The sequence below is a fragment of the Desulfatitalea alkaliphila genome, assembly GCF_022968795.1.
Lineage (GTDB): Bacteria > Desulfobacterota > Desulfobacteria > Desulfobacterales > Desulfosarcinaceae > Desulfatitalea > Desulfatitalea alkaliphila.
In genome coordinates, this window is sequence record NZ_JALJRB010000009.1 from 146,609 (window position 1) to 165,331 (window position 18,723).

Sequence of the window (18,723 nt, forward strand, 5' to 3'; positions counted from 1 at the left end):
GTGCGCAAAGATTATCGGCCATACGCCATCAAAAAAGGGTGGCTCAAGTTCCAGAAGTTCTACACCCGTCATTTTCTCGCTCCCCAGCTTCAATCCCTGGGCAAGGGATTCCTCTTTCTGGGGCCCTGGCACGTGCAACTGTTCGGAGGCCCCATCACCATCGGCGATTATGCCACGGTGATCGCCACATCGGACAAGAAGGTGCGGCTCTCGGTCTGGCCGGAAACGCCGGGTCAGGGCGCCATCCGCATCGGCGACTACACCTTGGTTTGCCCCGGCGTGCGCATCAGCGCCGCCGAAAGCATCGTCATCGAAGACAATTGCATGCTGGCCAACGGCGTTTATGTGACCGACAGTGACTGGCACGGGATCTATGACCGCGTATCCATGGGCCGCGCCCAACCCGTCCACCTGGAAAAAAATGTCTGGGTGGGCGACAGCGCCATCATTTGCAAAGGGGTCACCATTGGCGAAAACAGCATCGTCGGCGCCGGCGCCATCGTGGTGGATGACATCCCGGCCAATTGCGTGGCCGTCGGCAATCCGGCCCGGGTGGTCAAGCAGCTCGATCCCAAGGAGACCTTCACCACCCGCGCCCATTGGTATGCCGATCCCCAGCGCCTGGCCCGGGAGTTCGTCCGCTGGGAGCAAGCCGTGCTCAAGGGCAACACTTTTTTCGGTTGGCTGCGCCACAGCCTGTTTCCCCGGCGAGACGGCTGATCGGGTCCGGCGCCGTCAATGGGTCGCCTCGTTCTGCTGCAACCGGGAATAGGCCGCGAACACGGCGCCGCCGACCAGGGCCACCGCCGCGCTGATGGCGAACAGTCCTTGCGCGCCGATGTACTCGTGCAGCGCGCCGCTGAGGAAGAATCCCGCCATAAGCCCCAATCCGTAAGTGACCGCATTGTTGGCCGCCTGGCCCACCGTTTTGGCTTCGGGCGGCGCCAGGGCGTCGATGTACAGGATGCTGGCCATGTGAAAGGTGCCGTAAGTGATGGCGTGGGTGGCCTGAAGGGCGATCAGGGCGGCGGCCGATTCGGCGCCCCAGAGCCCCGCCCAGCGCAGGACGGCCACGGCAAAGGAGACGATCAGCACCGATTCATAGCGAAAGCGCTGGAAAAGCCGCTCCGAGAACACCATGGCGCTGATTTCGGCGGCCACGGCCACGGCCCAGCAGATGCCGATGAAAAAGCTGTCGTAGCCCAGGGTGGCCAGGTGGATGGAAAAGAAGGTGTAGTAAGCACCATGGCTCAGCAGCATCAGGAAAGCGCAGAACAGAAAGAGGATCACCCGCGGTGTGAGCAAGGCCCGCCAACTGCCGGGGCTCCGCGTTTCGCGCCGGCCGCCGCGGGGAAATCCGAGGGCCACCGCCATTTGCAGCCAGGATCCCGCCAGAATCAGGCTCAGGATGATCCGCACGCCGTAGGCATCGATGGCCCGGCCCAGGGTCAGCACCACCAGGATGAAGGCCAGGGAGCCCCAGGCGCGCATGCGCCCGTAGCGTTTCTTGTCCCGGCCCAGGGCCGCCATGGCGAAGGCTTCCAAAAAGGCGATCAGCGGCGCGTAAAAGATGCCGTGGACAATGGTGATGGCCAGCATCCACCAAAAGTCGGCGGTCAACAGGAACAGGGCCCAGAGGGCCGCGGCCAAGAAGTTGCACAGCAGGTAGATGGAGCGCCGCGCCTGAAACCGGTCGGCCAGGAAACTCCAGAAGAGGGAGAACAGAACCAGCACCACCGATCGCGCAGCGGAGAGGGCGCCGATTTGCCAGCCGCTGAAACCGATCTCGTAGCAGTAGAGATTGAAAAAGGGCAGGTGCATGCCCATCACGCCGAAGTACAGAAAATACTGGGCGCCGAGAATGCCCCGATGGCGGGTGCCGGCGGTCATGGGCGCACCATAGGCAAAATCATCCCAAAGCGCAACCGGCAACCGGTTGCGCCCTGGTGCGAATTATCCGATCCGGGGCCGTCCATCGAACCGTATCAGTCGATGTTGACCGTTATTTTCCTGGGCTTCTCTTCTTCCGGATGAGGAATCAGCACGCTGAGCACGCCGTGCTTGAAAGTGGCCTTGATCGCTTCGGGGGCGATCGCGGTATGCAACGTGAAGGCGCGCTGAAAGGTGCCGCAGGTGCGTTCCCGACGATAGAAACGATCTTCGCGCACATCGCTCTGAACAGGCCGGGTGCCGTAGATGCTCAACAGGTTGTTTTTCACCTCGATGGCGACGTCCTCTTTGCTGACGCCCGGCAGATCCATCTGGATCACCATGCCTTCGTCGCTTTCGAAGATGTCCACCGCCGGTCGCCAGGCGCAGGCGGCAAGATCCTCGTCATCCAGGGCGGAACGGGGAAAGGCATCTTCGAACAGCCGGTTGATGCGGCCTTGCAGGGTCGCGATGTTTTTAAACGGGTCCCATTTGACCACCGACATGCTTGCACCTCCTTGAACGGCCGGATAAGGGTTTGATTCAAAGGCCGAAATTAATCACCCGTGCCCACCTGTCAACCCTTTACAAAGAGGGGGGGCGATGCTATTTTAGCCGCACTCTGGCGCAAGATACGCCTATTCAAGCCCCCGGGGCCGGTTGCCCCGCTCCAGCCTTGAACCACACCGGCTGTGCGGCGGGGGCGACACCCTTCAACGAGCAGGAGTCGCCCATGGACTATATCAAGATTCGATTTGGTGATGAATTCGATCGCTTCGGCACACGACTGGAGCGGACGTTGCAGGACATCTTTCGTCCCCGCCCGGTCAACCCCATGTTCGCCTGCAAGGATTGTGGATGGGTGCCGCAGATGGACATCTACGAAACCCAGAAAGAGGTGTTCATCTGGGCGGAGTTGGCCGGGGTCGAAAAAGAACACCTGGAGATCGAGGTCAACAGCAAGGCGATTCGCATCCACGGTGTGCGCAAGGAGTTGCCCAAGCCCGCCGAAGGGGCTTACCGCCTGGCCGAGATCCGCTACGGACGATTCGAGCGGGTGATCTATCTGCCCACGGCCATCGACCCTGAAGTGGTGTCCACCAACTTTGTCAACGGGTTTTTGTCCATCCGCATGGTCAAGGCGCCGCCTCAAAAGACCCACAAGGTCGCCATCGCCGACGGATGATCGGTGTCGACTCCGGGTTCGGCGCCGGCTGATCGGATCCCGGCGAGAGGAGCTGACCCTATGGAAGCACGCAAGCCCCCAAACGGCCGTAAGGAGGTCTTCATGTCCGAAGAAAACAAACCTTCGGTGGATTATAATACCGAAAATCTGCCCACCACCCTGCCCATTCTGCCGCTGTACGACGCAGCGCTGTTTCCCAAAATGGTATTGCCTCTGGTCGTGATGCAGGGGGATTCCATCAAATTGGTGGACGAGGCCATGGCCCGCAACCGGATCATCGGTCTGGCGGTTTCCCGCAAAGAGGACAAATCGCGGCCCGATCAGAAAAAGGATCTGGCCAAAATCGGTTGCAGCGCCCTGATCCTCAAGATGGCCAAAACCGAAGACAACCGGGCCCAGATGCTGGTTCAGGGGTTGAGCCGATTCGCCATCAAGTCCTATGCGGACGGCAAGCCCTACCTGCAGGCCGAAGTGGAACATTTCGAGGACGTCGAGCGCGAAGACGACGAGACCGCGGCCCTCAAGGCCAACCTGGTCAAACAGTTCGTTCGGGTGGTGGAGCTTTCCCCGGGGCTGCCGCCCGAGATCGCCCAGATGGCCGGCTCCATCAAAGAGCCGGGCACCCTGGCCGACATGGTGGCCTCCACCATCAACTCCAGCGTCGAGGAGAAACAGCAGGTGCTGGAGATCCAGGATGCCACCGAGCGGCTGAAAATGGTGACCAAGCTGCTCAATCACCAGCTCAACATCCTGGAGCTGGGCAACAAGATCCAGAGCCAGGTCAAGGGGGACATGGACAAGCGGCAGCGGGAGTACTATCTGCGCCAGCAACTCAAGGCCATCAAGGAGGAGTTGGGCGAAACCGACGAAGGCGGCGTGGAGGTCGAGGAGTACCGTACCAAGATCAAGGAGCGCGGCCTGCCCGAGGTGGCGGTCAAGGAAGCGGAGCGGGAATTGGATCGGCTGGCCAAAATGCACCCCTCATCCGCCGAGTACACGGTGGCCCTCACCTATCTCGATTGGTTGACCGAGCTGCCCTGGAGCGAGCGCACCGAAGACAACCTGGATATCGCCAAGGCGCGCAAGGTGCTCGACGACGATCACTTCGGCCTGGAAAAGCCCAAGCGGCGCATCATCGAATACCTGGCGGTGCGCAAGCTCAAGCCCGACTCCAAGGGGCCCATTCTGTGCCTCTTCGGCCCGCCGGGCACCGGCAAGACCTCGCTGGGGGCCTCCATCGCCCGCTCCCTGGGCCGCAAATTTCACCGCATCTCCCTCGGCGGCGTGCGCGACGAGGCCGAGATCCGTGGCCACCGGCGTACCTATGTCGGGGCGCTGCCCGGCCGCATCATTCAGGGATTGCGCCGGGCGGGATCCAACAATCCGGTGTTCATGCTGGACGAAATCGACAAGGTCGGCAGCGATTTTCGCGGCGATCCGTCGTCCGCCCTGCTGGAGGTGTTGGACCCGGAGCAGAACCACAGCTTTTCGGACCACTACCTGGATGTGCCCTTCGACCTGTCGCGGGTGATGTTCATCTGTACCGCCAACGTGCTGGACACCATCCCCTCGGCCCTGCGCGACCGCATGGAGGTGATTCAGCTGCTGGGCTACACCGAGGACGAAAAGGTCAAGATCGCCCAGAAATACCTAGTGCCCCGGCAGCGCAAGGAGAACGGGCTGAAGGCCAACGAAATCAGCTTCACCGTCGGCACCATCCGCAAGGTGATATCCGGCTATACCCGCGAGGCGGGGCTGCGTAACCTGGAGCGTGAAATCGCCACCATCTGCCGCGGCGTGGCCGCCAAGGTCGCCGAGGGCAAAATCAAAAAGGCCGCCATCAAGGTGGACGACATCGCCGAGTACCTGGGGCCGGTGCGTTTCACCGCCGAGGCCAAGAGCCGCCTGTCCACCCCCGGCGTGGCCACCGGCCTGGCCTGGACCCCCGTGGGCGGCGACCTGCTGTTCATCGAAGCCACGGCCATGAAGGGCAAGAAGGGCCTGACCCTGACCGGGCAGTTGGGGGACGTGATGAAGGAGTCGGCCACCGCCGCCTTGAGCTTCATCCGCTCCCATGCCAAGGAGTTGAAAATCCCTGAGGATTTTTTCGACACCCACGACATCCACATCCACGTGCCGGCCGGCGCCATTCCCAAGGACGGCCCCTCGGCCGGCGTGACCATGCTCACGGCCCTGACCTCGCTGCTCACCAACCGCAAGATCCGCAAGGATCTGGCCATGACCGGCGAAATCACCTTGCGCGGCCAGGTGCTGCCCGTGGGCGGCATCAAGGAGAAGGTGCTGGCGGCCCACCGGGCCGGCATCAAGACCATCGTAATGTGCAAGGAGAACGAGAAGGACCTGATGGACATCGCCGACAAGGTCAAGAAGGACATCACCTTCCACTTCGTGGACAAGATGATGGATGTGTTGAAGATTGCTATCGAATAGGGGCGGGATGAAAGCGTTCGACGGATTGAAGTGCGGACTGCTGCTGGTGCTGTTGGGATTCGTGGTGCAGGCCTGCTCGGTGCTGCCGCCGCCAGCCCCCGCACCCGTGCCCACCGAACCCGGCAAACCACGGCCCTATCGGGTGTTCGGGGTGTGGTACCACCCCATGGCCGATGCCCGCGGCTATGAAGAGGAGGGGGTGGCCTCCTGGTATGGCGAGGATTTTCACGGCCTCAAGACCTCCAGCGGTGAAATCTACGACATGCATGCCATGACCGCCGCCCACAAGACCCTGCCCCTGGGCACCTTCGTGCGGGTGCAAAACCTGACCAACAACCGCACCGTGGACCTGCGCATCAATGATCGCGGCCCCTTTGCCAAGGGGCGCATCATCGATCTTTCCTATGCCGCGGCCAAGGCCCTGGATGTGGTGCGGCCCGGCACGGCACCGGTGCGGGTGGTGGCCCTGGGGGTGCCGCTGGATGGGCAGCGCGTGGCACAAACCCAGGAGTACATGCCCCTGGACTACTACCACGGCAACTTCACTTTCCAGGTGGGGGCCTTCAGCGAGCGGGCCAATGCAGAGCGGTATGTGGCGACCCTCTCCCAAACCTACGACAATGTGCACATGAGCCCCTTCCACGACGGCGAACGCACCTTTTACCGGGTGCGCCTGGGGCTGAAAACCGATCTGGAGGAGGCCGAAGCCTTCGAGGCCCATCTGAAGGCCAACGGCTTTCCCGGAGCCATCATCGTGGCGGAATGAAACGCTGCGAAGCGATCTTCCTGGACCGGGACGGGGTGATCAACCACGACTCTCCCGACTACATTAAAAGCTGGGCCGAATTCCGATTCCTGCCCGGCAGCCTGGAGGCCATCGCCTTGCTGACCCGCGGCGGCTTTCCCTTGATCGTGATCACCAACCAATCCATCATCCAGCGCGGCATGGTGCCACTGGAAGTGCTGCTAGAGCTGCATCGCCGCATGCGCAACGCCGTGGCGGCCGCCGGCGGGCGCATCGTGGACATATTCTTTTGTCCCCACCGTCCGGATCAAGGGTGCGACTGCCGCAAACCGGCCCCGGGATTGATCCGGCAGGCCGCCCGCCGCCACGGCCTGGATCCGGGCCGCACGGTGATGATCGGCGACAGCGCCAAGGATATTCTCTGCGGCCGCAATGCCGGCTGCGGCAAGACGATTCTGGTGCGCACCGGCAACGGTCCGGCCGCGGAACGGGAGCTGGCGGATGCCGACATCCGGCCCGATGCCGTGGTCGACGACCTGTCGGCCGCCGCCCACCTGTTATTGGCCGAGTTCCGCCGGCCGGACACTGCATAGCCGAACCGCATGCCGCAGAACGCCACCACCCTGGAAGGCCGCATCGAGCGCATCACCTTCCGCAGCCCGGACAGCGCTTTTTTGATCGCCAAGTTTCGCCCGGCGGGGCAAACCGCCCTGGTCACCATCCTGGGCCACCTGCCGCCCAACATCGGTGAAACCTTGCGCATCAGCGGCGAGTGGCAGGCCCATGCCCGCTTCGGGCAGCAGTTCAAAGTCCACCGATTCGAATCGCTGCTGCCGGCCGGGGTGGAAGAGATCCGCCGGTTTCTCGCCCTGGGGCTGATCAAGGGCATCGGCCCCAAAACCGCCGACCGGCTGCTGGCCCGTTTCCAGGAAGACACCCTGACCGTCATCGAGCAGAGCCCCGAACGGTTGACGGAGGTGCGCGGCATCGGCCCCGAAACGGCCCGGCGCATCGGCGCGGCGTGGCGCGAGCATCACCGGGTGCGCACCTTGATGCGCTTTTTGCAGGCGCGGGACATCACCCCGGCCCATGCCATGCGGGTCTACAAGCAGTACGGCGACCAAGCGCTGGAGGTGGTGCAAAACGATCCCGAACGGCTGGTCGGCGATCTGCCCCGCATCGGCTTTTACATTTTCGACGCCCTGGCCCGCGGCGCCGATCCCCCCGTGGCGGACGCGCAGCGGGCGCGGGCCTGCATTCAACACCTGCTGGCCGAGGCCCGGGAAGAGGGGCACATGTGGCTGCCCCGGCAAGCGCTGGTAACACGCTGCGCCACGGCCTTCGAACTGGACTATCATGCCGTCGTCGAAAGTTTGGATGAACTGGCCGCGGAGGAGCGGATCGTCGTCTGCCCCGAAGCGCCCGAAACCCCCGTCTGCCTGCCGGAACTTAATGCCGCCGAGCGCACCATCGCCCGGCGGCTGCGGGCCATGTTGCTGGAAATTCCAATGACGGATGCCCCCGTGGACCATGGGCGGATCATGGACACCGTGGTGCGCCGCATGGCCATCCGGCTGTCCGACGCCCAGCAGGCGGCCTTGGACGGGGCGCTGGGCCGGCGGGTGGTGATCGTCACCGGCGGACCCGGTACCGGTAAAACCACCCTGATCAAAGCCGTGGCCGCCGTTTTCGAAACCCTGGGCATCGCCTGCCTCCTGGCGGCGCCCACGGGCCGGGCCGCCCGGCGCCTGGCCGAGGTGACCGGCCGCCCGGCGGCCACGGTGCACAAGCTGTTGGGGTTCAGTCCGACGGAGGGCGGTTTTCAGCGCGACCAGGATGACCCTTTGGACACCGAGGCCCTGGTGGTGGACGAACTCTCCATGGTGGACGCCGTGCTGATGGGTCACCTGCTCGACGCCCTCCATCCCACCACCCGCCTGGTCCTGGTGGGCGATGTTTGCCAATTGCCGTCGGTGGGACCCGGCAATGTGCTGGCCGATCTGATCGCCTCCGGCCGGGTGCCCACCCATGCCCTGGAAGAGGTGTTCCGCCAATCCGCTCAAAGCCCCATCATCGCCAATGCCCACAAGGTGCGCCACGGCGCGTTGCCCGATCTGCCGCCGACCGCCCCGGACGGCCCGCTGGCCCCCTTCACCTTCATTCCGGCGGACAATCCGGCCGCCGCGGCCCGCATCATCGTCGATCTGTGCACCCGCCACATCCCCCGGCAACTGGCCCTGGACCCGGTGCGCCAGGTGCAAGTGCTCAGCCCCATGCACAAAGGGGATGCGGGCACCCTGCGGCTCAACAGCCTGCTGCAGGCGGGCCTCAATCCGCGCAAACCGGCGGAGCAGCCGCTGGCCGGCCGCTTCTGCCGCGGCGACAAGGTGATGCACTTGCGCAACAACTACCAAAAGGAGGTGTTCAACGGCGAGATCGGCACCATCGATGCCCTGGACCGCGAGAAGGGATGGCTGCAGGTGGATTTCGACGGCCGCCGCGTCACCTACGATCTGTCCGAACTGGACGAGCTGGCCCTGGCCTATGCCATTTCAGTCCATAAATCCCAGGGTTCGGAGTACCCGGCCATCGTGTTGCCCATTGTGACCCAACACTATGTGATGTTGCAGCGCAACCTGCTGTACACGGCCCTGACCCGCGCGCGGCAGACCGTCATCCTGGTGGGCTCGGCCAAGGCGGTGCGCGTGGCCGTGCAAGCCGATCAGCCCGGTCGGCGCCGCACAATGTTGGGTTGGTGGATCACACAATCGATGTAAGGGTTCGCGAAAAGAATTTTTCGCGAACCTGAAGAAGGGATTTACTGCTCCGAATCGGGCGGGGAGGGCTTGTCCGGAGAGGGGTCGGGCAGGGGGACCTTGAAAAATTGCACCCCTTCCTCGCGCAGGGTTTCCTCTTCGCCGGGCGTGCTGGAGCCGCGGATGTTGCGCGGTTCGCTTACGCCGTAGTGGATCTTGAGGGCTTCCTTGGCAAAGTCCGGGCCGACATTGTCGAATTGGCTTTCCACATAATGCATCACCGCTCGTGCCATCACTTCTGCTTCGGCCGCTGTCGGCTTGCGGGGCGTTGGGGCGCCGCCTGTCTTGATGCCCTTGATGGCGAAGGTGGAGGGCACGCGCACCACTTCCGGCGAATCGCACACCGGGCAGACCAGCAGCCCCTCCCGGCGCTGTTGGTCATAGGCCTTCGCATCTTCGAACCAGCCTTCGAAGCGGTGACCTTCGGCACATTGCAAGTCATAGGCGATCATGATCCTTCACGAGCCCTTTCATCCTGAAATCAATAACAAAATAACACAGGGGGGGGTTATTTCAAACAAAATATTGACAGTGGGTTGCTTTTCATCAAAGAATACGCTTTGTTTCGATGCCGGAGGCGCCGACCGGCGTGTCCGGTGGTTCCTGAGCGGATGATGAAAGGTGCCGCACGCCGCGCCCTTCACAATCACCAATACCAAGGGAGAGTTTATCCAATGAAACGGTTATCGTTGACAGCGCTCATTTTCGGGCTGTGCCTGGTTTGCGGCCTCGGCAGCGCAACGGCTGCAACCCGATATATTTCCGAGTCCTTCGAAGTGCCTATGCGCTCCGGACAGAGCACCGAGCACCGGATCATCGCCCTGATCCCCACCGGTCGCGCCGTGGAACTGATCAGCGCCGGCGATGAGTGGTCCCAGGTGCGGCTGCCCGGCGGCCGGGAGGGCTGGGTGCTGTCCCGCTACCTGACGGATCAGCTGCCCAGCGCCCTGCAGTTGGAAAGGCTCGAGCGGCGGCATGCCGAAGTGGTGGAGCAGCGCGGCACACTGCAGGAAAGGGCCGACGCCCTGGCGGCGGAGAACCGAGAGTTGAGCGAAACCCTCAACCAGACCCGTCAACGATTGGAAAATCTCGAAGCCGCCCACGAGGCGCTGAAAACGGAATCGGCCGGATTTTTGGAGCTGCAGGCCGAGCACGAGCAGACGCAAAAGGCGCTGGCCGAAGCCCGCACCCGGGCCGACGAGTTTGAAAGCGCGCTCAACCAACTGACCAACAACCAGCTCTACCAGGGGTTGCTCTATGGCGGCGGACTGGTGATCGTCGGCTTCATCGCAGGCTTTATCCTCAAAAAGCCCAAGCGCCGCTCGCCCCTGATGTGATCTGCCGGCGGTACCGTAAAGTGTTGCGTTCCAAATCAAGGTATGGTGCCGATTCAAAGTTGTTGCGGCGCGAAGTGAGCGCTGTTTGTGGATGCCGCTTTTTACCGGCCAACGAGGTGATGCAGGGGGTGAAGCGCTTTGGGTGATGTGACGACGGATGTATTGGTGATCGGCAGTGGGGTGGCCGGGTTGATGTTCGCCTTGAAGGTGGCCGATCACGGTACCGTGGCCCTGGTGACCAAGAAAAAGGCGGTGGACAGCAACACCAACCTGGCCCAGGGCGGCATCGCTTCGGTCTTCGACCAGGGGGATAGTTTCGATCTGCACGTGCAGGACACTCTGGCCGCGGGCGACGGGCTGTGCAACGTGGATGTGGTGGAGCGGGTGGTCAAGGAGGGTCCGGCGCGCATCCGGGAGTTGATCGACCTTGGCGTGCGCTTCAACCGCCGCGGCGCAGCCGGTGACGGCTTGGACCTGGGGCGCGAAGGCGGCCACAGCCGCAACCGCATCGTCCACGCCCACGACATGACCGGCCGCGAGGTGGAGCAGGCCCTGCTGGACCAGGTGCGCCGCCATCCCAACATCCAACTGTTCGAAAACCACATCGCCGTCGACCTGATCACCCGATCCACGCGCATCAAGCGGGGTCAGGTGACCACCACCCATGAAGATTTCTGCTGCGGCGCCTATGTGATCGAGCGCCGCACCTTGCAGGTCGACACCTTTGCCGCGCCCATCACCCTGCTGGCCACCGGCGGCGCAGGCAAGGTGTACCTTTACACCAGCAATCCGGACATCGCCACCGGCGACGGCATCGCCATGGCCTACCGGGCCGGCGCCACCGTGGCCAATCTGGAGTTCGTCCAGTTCCACCCCACCTGTCTCTTTCATCCCAAGGCCAAGAATTTTCTCATTTCGGAAGCGGTGCGGGGCGAAGGCGCGGTGCTCATCGACGCCGAGGGGCGGCCCTTCATGGCCGACTATTCCTCCCAGAAGGATCTGGCCTGCCGCGATGTGGTTGCCCGGGCCATCGACACCGAATTGAAGAAAAGCGGCGCCGACGCCGTTTTCCTGGACATTTCCCACAAACCGGCTGAAATCATCCGCGAGCGTTTTCCCAACATCCACGCCAAGTGCCTGGAGTACGGCATCGACATCACCCGCGAGCCCATCCCGGTGGTGCCGGCGGCGCACTACATGTGCGGCGGGGTGGTCACCGACATCCAGGGGCGCACCGACATTCACAATTTGTATGCCGTCGGCGAAACCGCCTGCACCGGTTTGCACGGCGCCAACCGGCTGGCCAGCAACTCCCTGCTCGAAGCCCTGGTCTACGCCGATGCGGCGGCCCGCTCGGTGCTGGAACAGATGCAATCCAACGGCAAGCAGGCGGTGCAGCCGCTGCCGCCCTGGGATGATGTGGGCACCAGCGACAGCGACGAGATGATCATGGTGACCCACGGCTGGGACGAGATTCGTCGCCTGATGTGGAACTACGTGGGCATCGTGCGTTCGGACAAACGGCTGGAGCGCGCCCGCCGGCGCATCGAATTCATCCAGAACGAAATTCACGACTACTACTGGCACTTCAAGGTGGTGCCCGACCTGATCGAGCTGCGCAACATCGCCACCGTGGCCGAGCTGATCATTCAGTGCGCGGCGCACCGCAAAGAGAGTCGCGGGCTGCACTACAACCTGCAATATCCCCAACGGGACGACCGGCGCTGGCAAAAGGACACCGTCGTGCGGCGCAAGTTCGTGGGCTGAGCCTACTCGTAGCCGTACACCTTGTAGGCCGTGGGCGCCCCCAGTAGATCGTCGATCTCGGCCTGAATGGCCGCCCGGCGCGAATTGTTGCGCCATTTGCGCCACGCCTCCAATGACTTCCAGGTGCCGATCACCAGGTATTCGCTGGGATCCTCCACATTGTGCATGGTTTCGCCGGAGATGTAGCCGGGCTGTTCGCTGGCCATGCCGCGCAAATGGATCAGCAGTTCATTGAGCCGGGGCAGCACGGCCAGGTCCATGCCGCTGGTCAACTCGGGGATACGACGCGTCATCAATACCCGTATGGTCATCTCGTCCTCCTTTCAAATGGACCACGCCTCCAGGCGGTGGCCCTCCGGATCGTGGAAGTAAAAGACGCGGGCGCCCCATTTGGCTTGGAGGGGACCCACCGCAATGGCGCGGGCGGTCATGCGGCGATGCAACACCGCCACATCATCCACCTGCCACGAGAGGGTGATGCCTTGTCCGACGGCGCACCCCACCGTGGCCCGGGCCGCATCGGCGATGCTCAGAAAAGCGCTCCCCCCGAGGTGGAACTCCACGAACCAAGAGGTGGTGTGGTGCACCGCCAATCCCAGCACCTCCCGGTAAAAACGCACCGTTTGCGGCCAGTTGCGGCAGTACAGGATGGTGTTGGCGCGCTTGACATGGATCAGCGGCCGTTCGGCAGTGGGTCGGTCGGGCATTGCGGGCACCGTTGCTGGCACAGAGTGGATGTTACCTTCCATACTACACGCTCCGGCACGCGCTGCAAACCGAAAACCACGTTCCCCCCTTGCCCCCTTTGCCGAACGGTTATACAAATAACCCATGCCGACCTCGACCGATCAAAGCGACCAAAGCGACATCCGGATGACGGATCGCACCATCACCGTGCGCCAATACCAACTGGCCGCCCGGTGGCTCGTGCCGGCGGGCCAGCGCGATTTTGAAACCGCAGGCGTAGGGGCACGGCATGCCGTGCCCTTGCGGCGCCGGCCAGGATTACAAAAGAGCGCCAACGCCGAGATGGACCGCAAGATGCCGTTTCCGGAGGGCCACAATTCCAAGGCCGCAGGCCCCGTGCTGGTGTTTCTGCATGAAGGCCTGGGCAGCATCTCCGCCTGGGGCGACTTTCCCCTTCAATTGGTGGCGGCCTGCGGACTGCCCGGATTTCTGTACGACCGGCTGGGTCACGGCCGCAGTGACCCCCTGCCGTCGGCACAGACCGATCCGGACTACATCGAACAGGAGGCCTGGGGTTTTCTGCCGCGGGTGCTGGATCAGTGCGCCATCGGCGATGCCATCCTGATCGGCCACAGCGACGGCGGCACCATCGCCCTGATGTATGCGGCGCGCTATCCCGAGGCCGTGGCCGGCATCGTCACCGAGGCGGCCCACATCTATGTCGAGGAGATCACCCGGCGCGGCATCCGCGAGGTGGTCGACGCCTATCGCCGGGGCGAGCTGCGCGCGCGCCTGCAAAAGCACCACGATGCCGACCTGGATGGATTGTTCGAGCGCTGGTCCGCCACCTGGCTTTCCGATGCCTTCGCCGACTGGAACATTCAGGGGTTGCTCTCCCGCGTGCGCTGTCCGGTGCTGGCGATCCAGGGTGAAAAGGACGCCTTCGCCACTCCGCGCCACCTGGCGGACATCGCCGCCGGGGTGGGCGGACCGGCCCGCTCGCTGCTGGTGCCCGGCGCCGGGCACATCCCCCATCACCAGCGCCGGGCGGCGGTGATGGCCCCCATGCGCACTTTCATCCACGCGGTCGTTGCCGGCAATGGCGCAAGCGGTGCCGCTTCGCTTACCGATTGAACCCCTGACGCAAAGGACGGTTGCCATGGAAATCCACAGACCCTGGCTCGCGCAATACGCTGCCCACACCCCCCACACCATCGAAGTGCCCCAAGTGCCCGTTCACCAGTTCCTGCTGGACAACGCTGCCGATCATCCCGATGACATCGCCATCTGCTTCAACGACATCCGGATGACCTACGCCGAACTCAACCAGCGGGTCAATCGCTTCGCCCGCGCCTTGCAGGCCGCCGGCATCCAAAAGGGGGACCGGGTCGCCCTGATCCTGGTCAACTCCCCCACCTACGTGATCACCTATTTCGGCATTCTCAAAATCGGCGCCGTGGTGGTCAACATCAGCGTCGGCATCCAGGGCGAAGAGCTGGCCCGCTGCCTGAACGACGCCGGCGCCCGGGCCGTTGTCTCCCTGGACCTGTTCGCCCAGAACATCTATGCCGTCATCGCCGCGACGGGCGTGGAAACGGTGATTCTGCACTCTGTTTTCGGCCTGGAAAAAGAGCTGGCACTGGGCGATAACGCACCCCGGCCGCTGATTTTCGCTGATTTTATTGCCTCGGCCGACGGCGACGCCGAACCCGATGGGAGGGTGGCGCCGAGGGACGTGGCCGTGCTGCAGTACACCAGCGGCGCCACCGGTGCGCCCAAGGCCGCCACTTTGACCCACGCCAACGTGGTGGCCAGCGTGTACCAGGCCGACTGCTGGGTGGGCATCCAGGGCGCCGGCAACGCCGCCGTGATCTGCATGATCCCCTTTTTCCACGTCTTCGGCATGTCCGCCTGCCTGCTGATCAGCGTCCTCAAAGGATACCGCATGATCCTGATGCCGCGCATGGACGCCATGGACATGGTGTCCCTGACCCAAACCCTGGCCGATCACCGGCCCATCTCCTTTCCCGCCGTGCCCAGCATCTGGGGCGCCTTGCTCACGGTGGACGACGCAACCCTCCGCGACCACCTCTCCTCCATCCAGGTGGCCAGCAGCGGCGGCGCCCCCCTGCCCGTAGCCATCCACGAGCGTTTCGAGCAACTCACCGGACGGCGGATAATGGAAGCCTATGGTCTTTCCGAAGCCGGCTCCACCACCCACATCAACCCCTATCCCATGGGCGGCCCCAAAGGATCCGTCGGCCTGCCTGTGCCGGGTACCGATGCGCGCATCGTAGACATCGAAACCGGCGAGCGCGTTTGCGCGCCCAATGAAATCGGCGAGCTGACCGTGCGCGGCCCCCAGATCATGCAAGGCTACTGGCAAAACCCGGTGTTGACCGCCAGCGCCCTGCGCGACGGCTGGCTGTACACCGGCGACCTGGCCCGCATGGACGAGGACGGCTTCTTCTACCTGGTGGACCGCAAGGACGACCTGATCCTCTCCAGCGGCTTCAATATCTATCCCAGCCAGGTGGAAGCTGTGCTCAAAGCCCACCCGGCGGTCCGGGACGCCGCCGTGATCGGCATCCCCGACCGCATCAAGGGCCAGACGGTCATCGCCCTGGTGGTGCTCGCCGACGGAGCCACGGAAAACCGTAAAGCGCTGCTCGATCACTGCCGCGCCCAAATGCCCGACTACCGCGTGCCCAAAACCTTTCTGTTCCGCGACGACATCCCCCGGGACCCCGCCGGCAAGATGCTCAAGCGGGTGCTGCGCCAGGAACAGTCACCGACCGCCTGAACGACCAATCGACCGGAAATCGCGCTATGGACAAGATCCCTCTGCTGCTGATGTTTCTCGGCCACGTCGCCGTGGACGCCTCCCAAGGCATCCTGCCGGTGGTGGCCGCCCGCCTCAAGGAGCTGTTCGAGCTGAGCTACTTTCAGGTGGGCCTGATGATGCTGCTGCTCAACTTCTCCTCCTCCGTGATCCAGCCCCTGTTCGGCTACATCTCCGACCGGGTGCGCACCGGCTGGTTCGTTCCCGGCGGCATCCTCTGGACCGCCGTGGCCATGGGCCTGCTGGGGCTCTCCCCCAACTACGCCACCGCCGTGCTGCTGGTGGGCCTGGCCGGCCTGGGCACCGCCGCCTTCCACCCCCGGGCCATGATGGCCGTCTACCTGGCCAGCGGCCTGAAAAGAGGCCTGGGCGCCGCCATCTTCTCCACCGGCGGCAACCTGGGCTTCGCCCTGGGGCCGGTGATCGGCAGCCTGCTGGTGCTCGGCATCGGCCTGCACGGCACCGTGGGGTTGATCCCCGTCGGCCTGCTGCTCTTCCTGATCATCTCCTTCTACCCCAACGACTTTTTGCGCCGGGAAGCGGTGTCGCCCGCGGCCGCTGCAACCGCCGCCGTCGATTACCCGCCCGTACCCTGGCGCTCGGTCACCGCCGTCTGCCTGCTGGTCACCGTGCGCTCCTGGGTCTACATGAGCATGATCACCTACCTGCCGCTGTTCTTCCAGGCCCGCGGCATGCACCTGCAATCGGGCAGCCTGCTGCTGACCGTCTACCTCGCCTGCGGCGCGGTGGCCGGACTGTTCGGCGGTCACCTGTCCGACACCATCGGCCGCAAAAAAGTGATCGTGGGCAGCTTTTTGCTCTACCCCCTGCTGGCCGCCCTGCTGCTGTTGTCCCACGGCCCGTGGGTCTGGCTCCTGGCCGGCCTCTCCGGCGCCGCCCTGCTGGCCTCCTTTTCCGTCACCGTGGTCCTGGCCCAGGAACTGCTGCCTCGCTACCTCGGCCTGGCCTCGGGACTGATCCTGGGCCTCGGCTTCGGCACCGGAGGCCTGGGCACGGCCCTCTCCGGCTTTCTGGCCGACCACATCGGCCTGGAAACCACCTTCTGGATCCTGGCCGCCGTCCCCCTGTTCAGCCTGCCCCTGGTGCGGCTGATCCGAAAGCCTCCGGAAGCCGAGGCAGGTGCCACGGCATGAACCGTAACTTACAACTCAAAACTATCTTTTTCGTGCGGTGGTTGTGCTGCAAAAATCGTCAGCATCAGTTCGGCATCATCAAGAAGCCTGTACACAGGCCGCCTTCCCGACAGTCGCTCGCTTTCAGTGATGATGATCGGCACGCCCTCGCCGCGCTTGTCCATGATGAAGTTGCGCCGGCTACCGACGGCATCGACATTCATCGGGCAACGGGCCAACAAGGAACTGATCAATTCGTTTCGTGCCGATTGTCGTTCCGAAATGCTCTCAATCGTGATGGTGTTGGGGATCGTGCCGGGGGAGAACAGCTCCAGCCTGTCCGAAAACAGGTGCAGGCGAATTTTTGAACCATAAATAGAGTAATCCCGGTGGGCGACTGCGTTGACCACCGCCTCGAAAACCGCATTCATGGAAAACTGCGGGGTTTCGATTCGGTTGGGCGCTTTGATGGCAAAAACCCGCATGTTACGCTCCACAAACTTGCAACCATCACGGATCTGGCTATCGAGTGGGCCGGTGATGTCCTTGGCATCCAACTGGTAGGCGGCGTTGCGTTCGGTGCCTCGATAGCAAACGGCCTGAATGAAAGCGCTGGACATAAAAGACGTCGGCGAATCCGAGGCCATCAGGAGGCCGCTGACCGTTGCCCGCATTTCGCCGTCTTCGTCCTTGGCAATGAGTTTTAACTTTTCGAGAAACTCCCGATCCTCTTTTGGTGAAATGACCGTGCGAAGCCGGTTCCAAAGCTTGGGGTTCAAATCCTCCATGGTAGTGCCTGGAACCGTTTGTTCATCGAAGCGAATGAGTCGTGCTTGGCTGCGTTGTTGAAACAACCGGGCCAGAACATCCGGCTTCATTTCCCGCTTGGAACTGCCGATACGGCGGAAATAACCATTGGGACTTTTGTGGACAAACAGGCTGCGGGGCACATCGATGCGGAGAATGGCTTTCTCGATACCTTGCTGGTCGGGAAGAATGCGTTTGCGGATGACGCAATCCAGCGGGGGGTCAATGGCGTCGTTACAGATGGAACGAATCCAGTCTTCAACGAGGTCCAACTTCTCCCGCGGCACCCCTTGAATCTCCCTGGTTTTGTCGTCAACACCCAGCACAATGACGCCGGATGCCGTATTCGCCATGGCTGCCAGCTCGTCGGCCATACTATCTTTGCGCGGGCCGATGACTTTGTTACCACTGATTTCCACCGACTTTAGTTCAAGAACAGAGTCTTCGCCCAGTGCGATTTGTTTGAGCAGGTCGTTGATATTTTCGTACATTGCAGACCTCCGATTACTATAATCCAGCGGCCGCGGGGGGAATCGCAGCAAGAGTAGATCGGCAGCGCCGGAAAAATCTTCGATCAATGTGAATATTGGTGAACATTGCGATCCGTGTGAACACGGTTGATCTTATCAACTCGGTGTCCGCCCTGTCGATCATCTAAACCCTATCACCGGAGGATAATTGGGACAAGAAATGAAATCCTTCAATGATTATCCAAGCGCGCGGTCCCCTGGTCGTTGATTGCGGCAATCCCGATCTTGGCAAATCCGCCAGCCGTCGATTCGCAATCCGTTGAAACGGGTTCGGGGTGGTGAGATTTCCCGGCACGACGCAGATATTTATATCGCCTCAATCCACGCTCTCGTTCGGTACGCAGTGGGCAAACGTTGATGAAGCCGATCAATTGTGTGGTTCGGTAAACGCCCGTGGAATGGAGGTTTGATGGATGCCGGCGGCGGTTGGGAGCGTTGAACGACCGCCGGCGGGTGGGTCGGGGGGCCGGGTACTGCGCGTTTTGGCGCCAAA

At 62.9% G+C, this 18,723-nt stretch carries 18 protein-coding genes; 11 read left to right on the forward strand and 7 right to left on the reverse strand.

Annotation, left to right across the window (positions count from 1 at the left end):
• Positions 1-720 carry an acyltransferase gene (locus MRX98_RS10440; protein ID WP_246906953.1) on the forward strand — a complete coding sequence of 240 codons (720 nt, stop codon included), beginning with the start codon at positions 1-3 and terminating at the stop codon, positions 718-720.
• A 15-nt stretch (positions 721-735) separates the two neighbouring features.
• Here the strand turns inward: MRX98_RS10440 and MRX98_RS10445 are convergent, their stop codons facing one another.
• Positions 736-1,890, reverse strand: a complete 1,155-nt coding sequence (locus tag MRX98_RS10445) for an MFS transporter (RefSeq protein WP_246906955.1) — start codon at positions 1,888-1,890, stop codon at positions 736-738.
• Positions 1,891-1,985: 95 nt separating this feature from the next.
• Entirely contained in the window at positions 1,986-2,435 is a 450-nt protein-coding gene (locus MRX98_RS10450; protein ID WP_246906957.1) for an Hsp20/alpha crystallin family protein, read from the reverse strand.
• 227 nt (positions 2,436-2,662) lie between these two features.
• Between MRX98_RS10450 and MRX98_RS10455 the strand changes: the two genes are divergently transcribed.
• From MRX98_RS10455 to recD2, 5 genes are all read left to right on the forward strand, one after another.
• Positions 2,663-3,115 (forward strand): Hsp20/alpha crystallin family protein, encoded by a 453-nt coding sequence (locus MRX98_RS10455; protein ID WP_246906960.1) that lies wholly within the window; start codon positions 2,663-2,665, stop codon positions 3,113-3,115.
• 102 nt (positions 3,116-3,217) lie between these two features.
• Complete coding sequence (lon, locus tag MRX98_RS10460; RefSeq protein WP_246906962.1) at positions 3,218-5,566, forward strand: endopeptidase La; 2,349 nt, start codon at positions 3,218-3,220, stop codon at positions 5,564-5,566.
• A gap of 7 nt (positions 5,567-5,573) precedes the next feature.
• Positions 5,574-6,332 (forward strand): septal ring lytic transglycosylase RlpA family protein, encoded by a 759-nt coding sequence (locus tag MRX98_RS10465; RefSeq protein ID WP_246906964.1) that lies wholly within the window; start codon positions 5,574-5,576, stop codon positions 6,330-6,332.
• Positions 6,329-6,904: a D-glycero-beta-D-manno-heptose 1,7-bisphosphate 7-phosphatase gene (gene gmhB, locus MRX98_RS10470; protein WP_246906966.1), complete on the forward strand. Its 576-nt coding sequence runs from the start codon at positions 6,329-6,331 to the stop codon at positions 6,902-6,904. Before MRX98_RS10465 ends, gmhB begins: the two co-directional genes overlap by 4 nt.
• Before the next feature lie 9 nt (positions 6,905-6,913).
• Entirely contained in the window at positions 6,914-9,088 is a 2,175-nt protein-coding gene (gene recD2, locus MRX98_RS10475; protein ID WP_246906973.1) for an SF1B family DNA helicase RecD2, read from the forward strand.
• A 41-nt stretch (positions 9,089-9,129) separates the two neighbouring features.
• Here the strand turns inward: recD2 and MRX98_RS10480 are convergent, their stop codons facing one another.
• Positions 9,130-9,579, reverse strand: a complete 450-nt coding sequence (locus MRX98_RS10480) for a DUF1178 family protein (protein ID WP_246906980.1) — start codon at positions 9,577-9,579, stop codon at positions 9,130-9,132.
• 222 nt (positions 9,580-9,801) lie between these two features.
• Between MRX98_RS10480 and MRX98_RS10485 the strand changes: the two genes are divergently transcribed.
• Entirely contained in the window at positions 9,802-10,464 is a 663-nt protein-coding gene (locus MRX98_RS10485; protein WP_246906982.1) for a TIGR04211 family SH3 domain-containing protein, read from the forward strand.
• A 147-nt stretch (positions 10,465-10,611) separates the two neighbouring features.
• Positions 10,612-12,231: an L-aspartate oxidase gene (gene nadB / locus MRX98_RS10490; protein ID WP_343217751.1), complete on the forward strand. Its 1,620-nt coding sequence runs from the start codon at positions 10,612-10,614 to the stop codon at positions 12,229-12,231.
• Positions 12,232-12,233: 2 nt separating this feature from the next.
• On the opposite strand, the gene MRX98_RS10495 is transcribed toward nadB, so the two are convergent.
• Both MRX98_RS10495 and MRX98_RS10500 read right to left on the reverse strand, forming a co-directional pair.
• A complete protein-coding gene (locus tag MRX98_RS10495) occupies positions 12,234-12,542 on the reverse strand; it encodes an antibiotic biosynthesis monooxygenase family protein (protein WP_246906984.1) in 309 nt (102 codons plus the stop codon).
• A gap of 12 nt (positions 12,543-12,554) precedes the next feature.
• Positions 12,555-12,938 (reverse strand): VOC family protein, encoded by a 384-nt coding sequence (locus MRX98_RS10500; RefSeq protein ID WP_246906986.1) that lies wholly within the window; start codon positions 12,936-12,938, stop codon positions 12,555-12,557.
• 124 nt (positions 12,939-13,062) lie between these two features.
• Here MRX98_RS10500 and MRX98_RS10505 point away from each other — a divergent pair, with 124 nt between their 5' ends.
• The 3 genes from MRX98_RS10505 to MRX98_RS10515 are packed head-to-tail and all read left to right on the forward strand — an operon-like array spanning position 13,063 to position 16,914.
• On the forward strand, positions 13,063-14,052 hold the full coding sequence (locus tag MRX98_RS10505) for an alpha/beta fold hydrolase (protein ID WP_246906988.1): 990 nt from the start codon (positions 13,063-13,065) through the stop codon (positions 14,050-14,052).
• A gap of 25 nt (positions 14,053-14,077) precedes the next feature.
• Positions 14,078-15,721: a long-chain-fatty-acid--CoA ligase gene (locus MRX98_RS10510; RefSeq protein ID WP_246906990.1), complete on the forward strand. Its 1,644-nt coding sequence runs from the start codon at positions 14,078-14,080 to the stop codon at positions 15,719-15,721.
• Between the two features lie 26 nt (positions 15,722-15,747).
• Positions 15,748-16,914, forward strand: coding sequence for an MFS transporter (locus MRX98_RS10515; protein WP_246906992.1), 1,167 nt, complete (start codon positions 15,748-15,750; stop codon positions 16,912-16,914).
• A gap of 8 nt (positions 16,915-16,922) precedes the next feature.
• Here the strand turns inward: MRX98_RS10515 and MRX98_RS10520 are convergent, their stop codons facing one another.
• Positions 16,923-18,191 (reverse strand): ATP-binding protein, encoded by a 1,269-nt coding sequence (locus tag MRX98_RS10520; protein WP_246906993.1) that lies wholly within the window; start codon positions 18,189-18,191, stop codon positions 16,923-16,925.
• 209 nt (positions 18,192-18,400) lie between these two features.
• The coding region (locus MRX98_RS10525; RefSeq protein WP_246906995.1) for a hypothetical protein at positions 18,401-18,723 on the reverse strand (323 nt) is incomplete at its 5' end.

Coding starts and splice junctions, on each gene's coding strand:
- MRX98_RS10465 (WP_246906964.1), top strand. CDS start 5,574: ATGAAAGCGTTCGACGGATTGAAGTGCGGACTGCTGCTGGTGCTGTTG.
- MRX98_RS10495 (WP_246906984.1), bottom strand. CDS start 12,542: ATGACCATACGGGTATTGATGACGCGTCGTATCCCCGAGTTGACCAGC.
- MRX98_RS10485 (WP_246906982.1), top strand. CDS start 9,802: ATGAAACGGTTATCGTTGACAGCGCTCATTTTCGGGCTGTGCCTGGTT.
- gmhB (WP_246906966.1), top strand. CDS start 6,329: ATGAAACGCTGCGAAGCGATCTTCCTGGACCGGGACGGGGTGATCAAC.
- MRX98_RS10445 (WP_246906955.1), bottom strand. CDS start 1,890: ATGACCGCCGGCACCCGCCATCGGGGCATTCTCGGCGCCCAGTATTTT.
- MRX98_RS10515 (WP_246906992.1), top strand. CDS start 15,748: ATGGACAAGATCCCTCTGCTGCTGATGTTTCTCGGCCACGTCGCCGTG.
- lon (WP_246906962.1), top strand. CDS start 3,218: ATGTCCGAAGAAAACAAACCTTCGGTGGATTATAATACCGAAAATCTG.
- MRX98_RS10500 (WP_246906986.1), bottom strand. CDS start 12,938: ATGCCCGACCGACCCACTGCCGAACGGCCGCTGATCCATGTCAAGCGC.
- MRX98_RS10505 (WP_246906988.1), top strand. CDS start 13,063: ATGCCGACCTCGACCGATCAAAGCGACCAAAGCGACATCCGGATGACG.
- MRX98_RS10480 (WP_246906980.1), bottom strand. CDS start 9,579: ATGATCGCCTATGACTTGCAATGTGCCGAAGGTCACCGCTTCGAAGGC.
- MRX98_RS10455 (WP_246906960.1), top strand. CDS start 2,663: ATGGACTATATCAAGATTCGATTTGGTGATGAATTCGATCGCTTCGGC.
- MRX98_RS10520 (WP_246906993.1), bottom strand. CDS start 18,191: ATGTACGAAAATATCAACGACCTGCTCAAACAAATCGCACTGGGCGAA.
- MRX98_RS10510 (WP_246906990.1), top strand. CDS start 14,078: ATGGAAATCCACAGACCCTGGCTCGCGCAATACGCTGCCCACACCCCC.
- MRX98_RS10450 (WP_246906957.1), bottom strand. CDS start 2,435: ATGTCGGTGGTCAAATGGGACCCGTTTAAAAACATCGCGACCCTGCAA.
- recD2 (WP_246906973.1), top strand. CDS start 6,914: ATGCCGCAGAACGCCACCACCCTGGAAGGCCGCATCGAGCGCATCACC.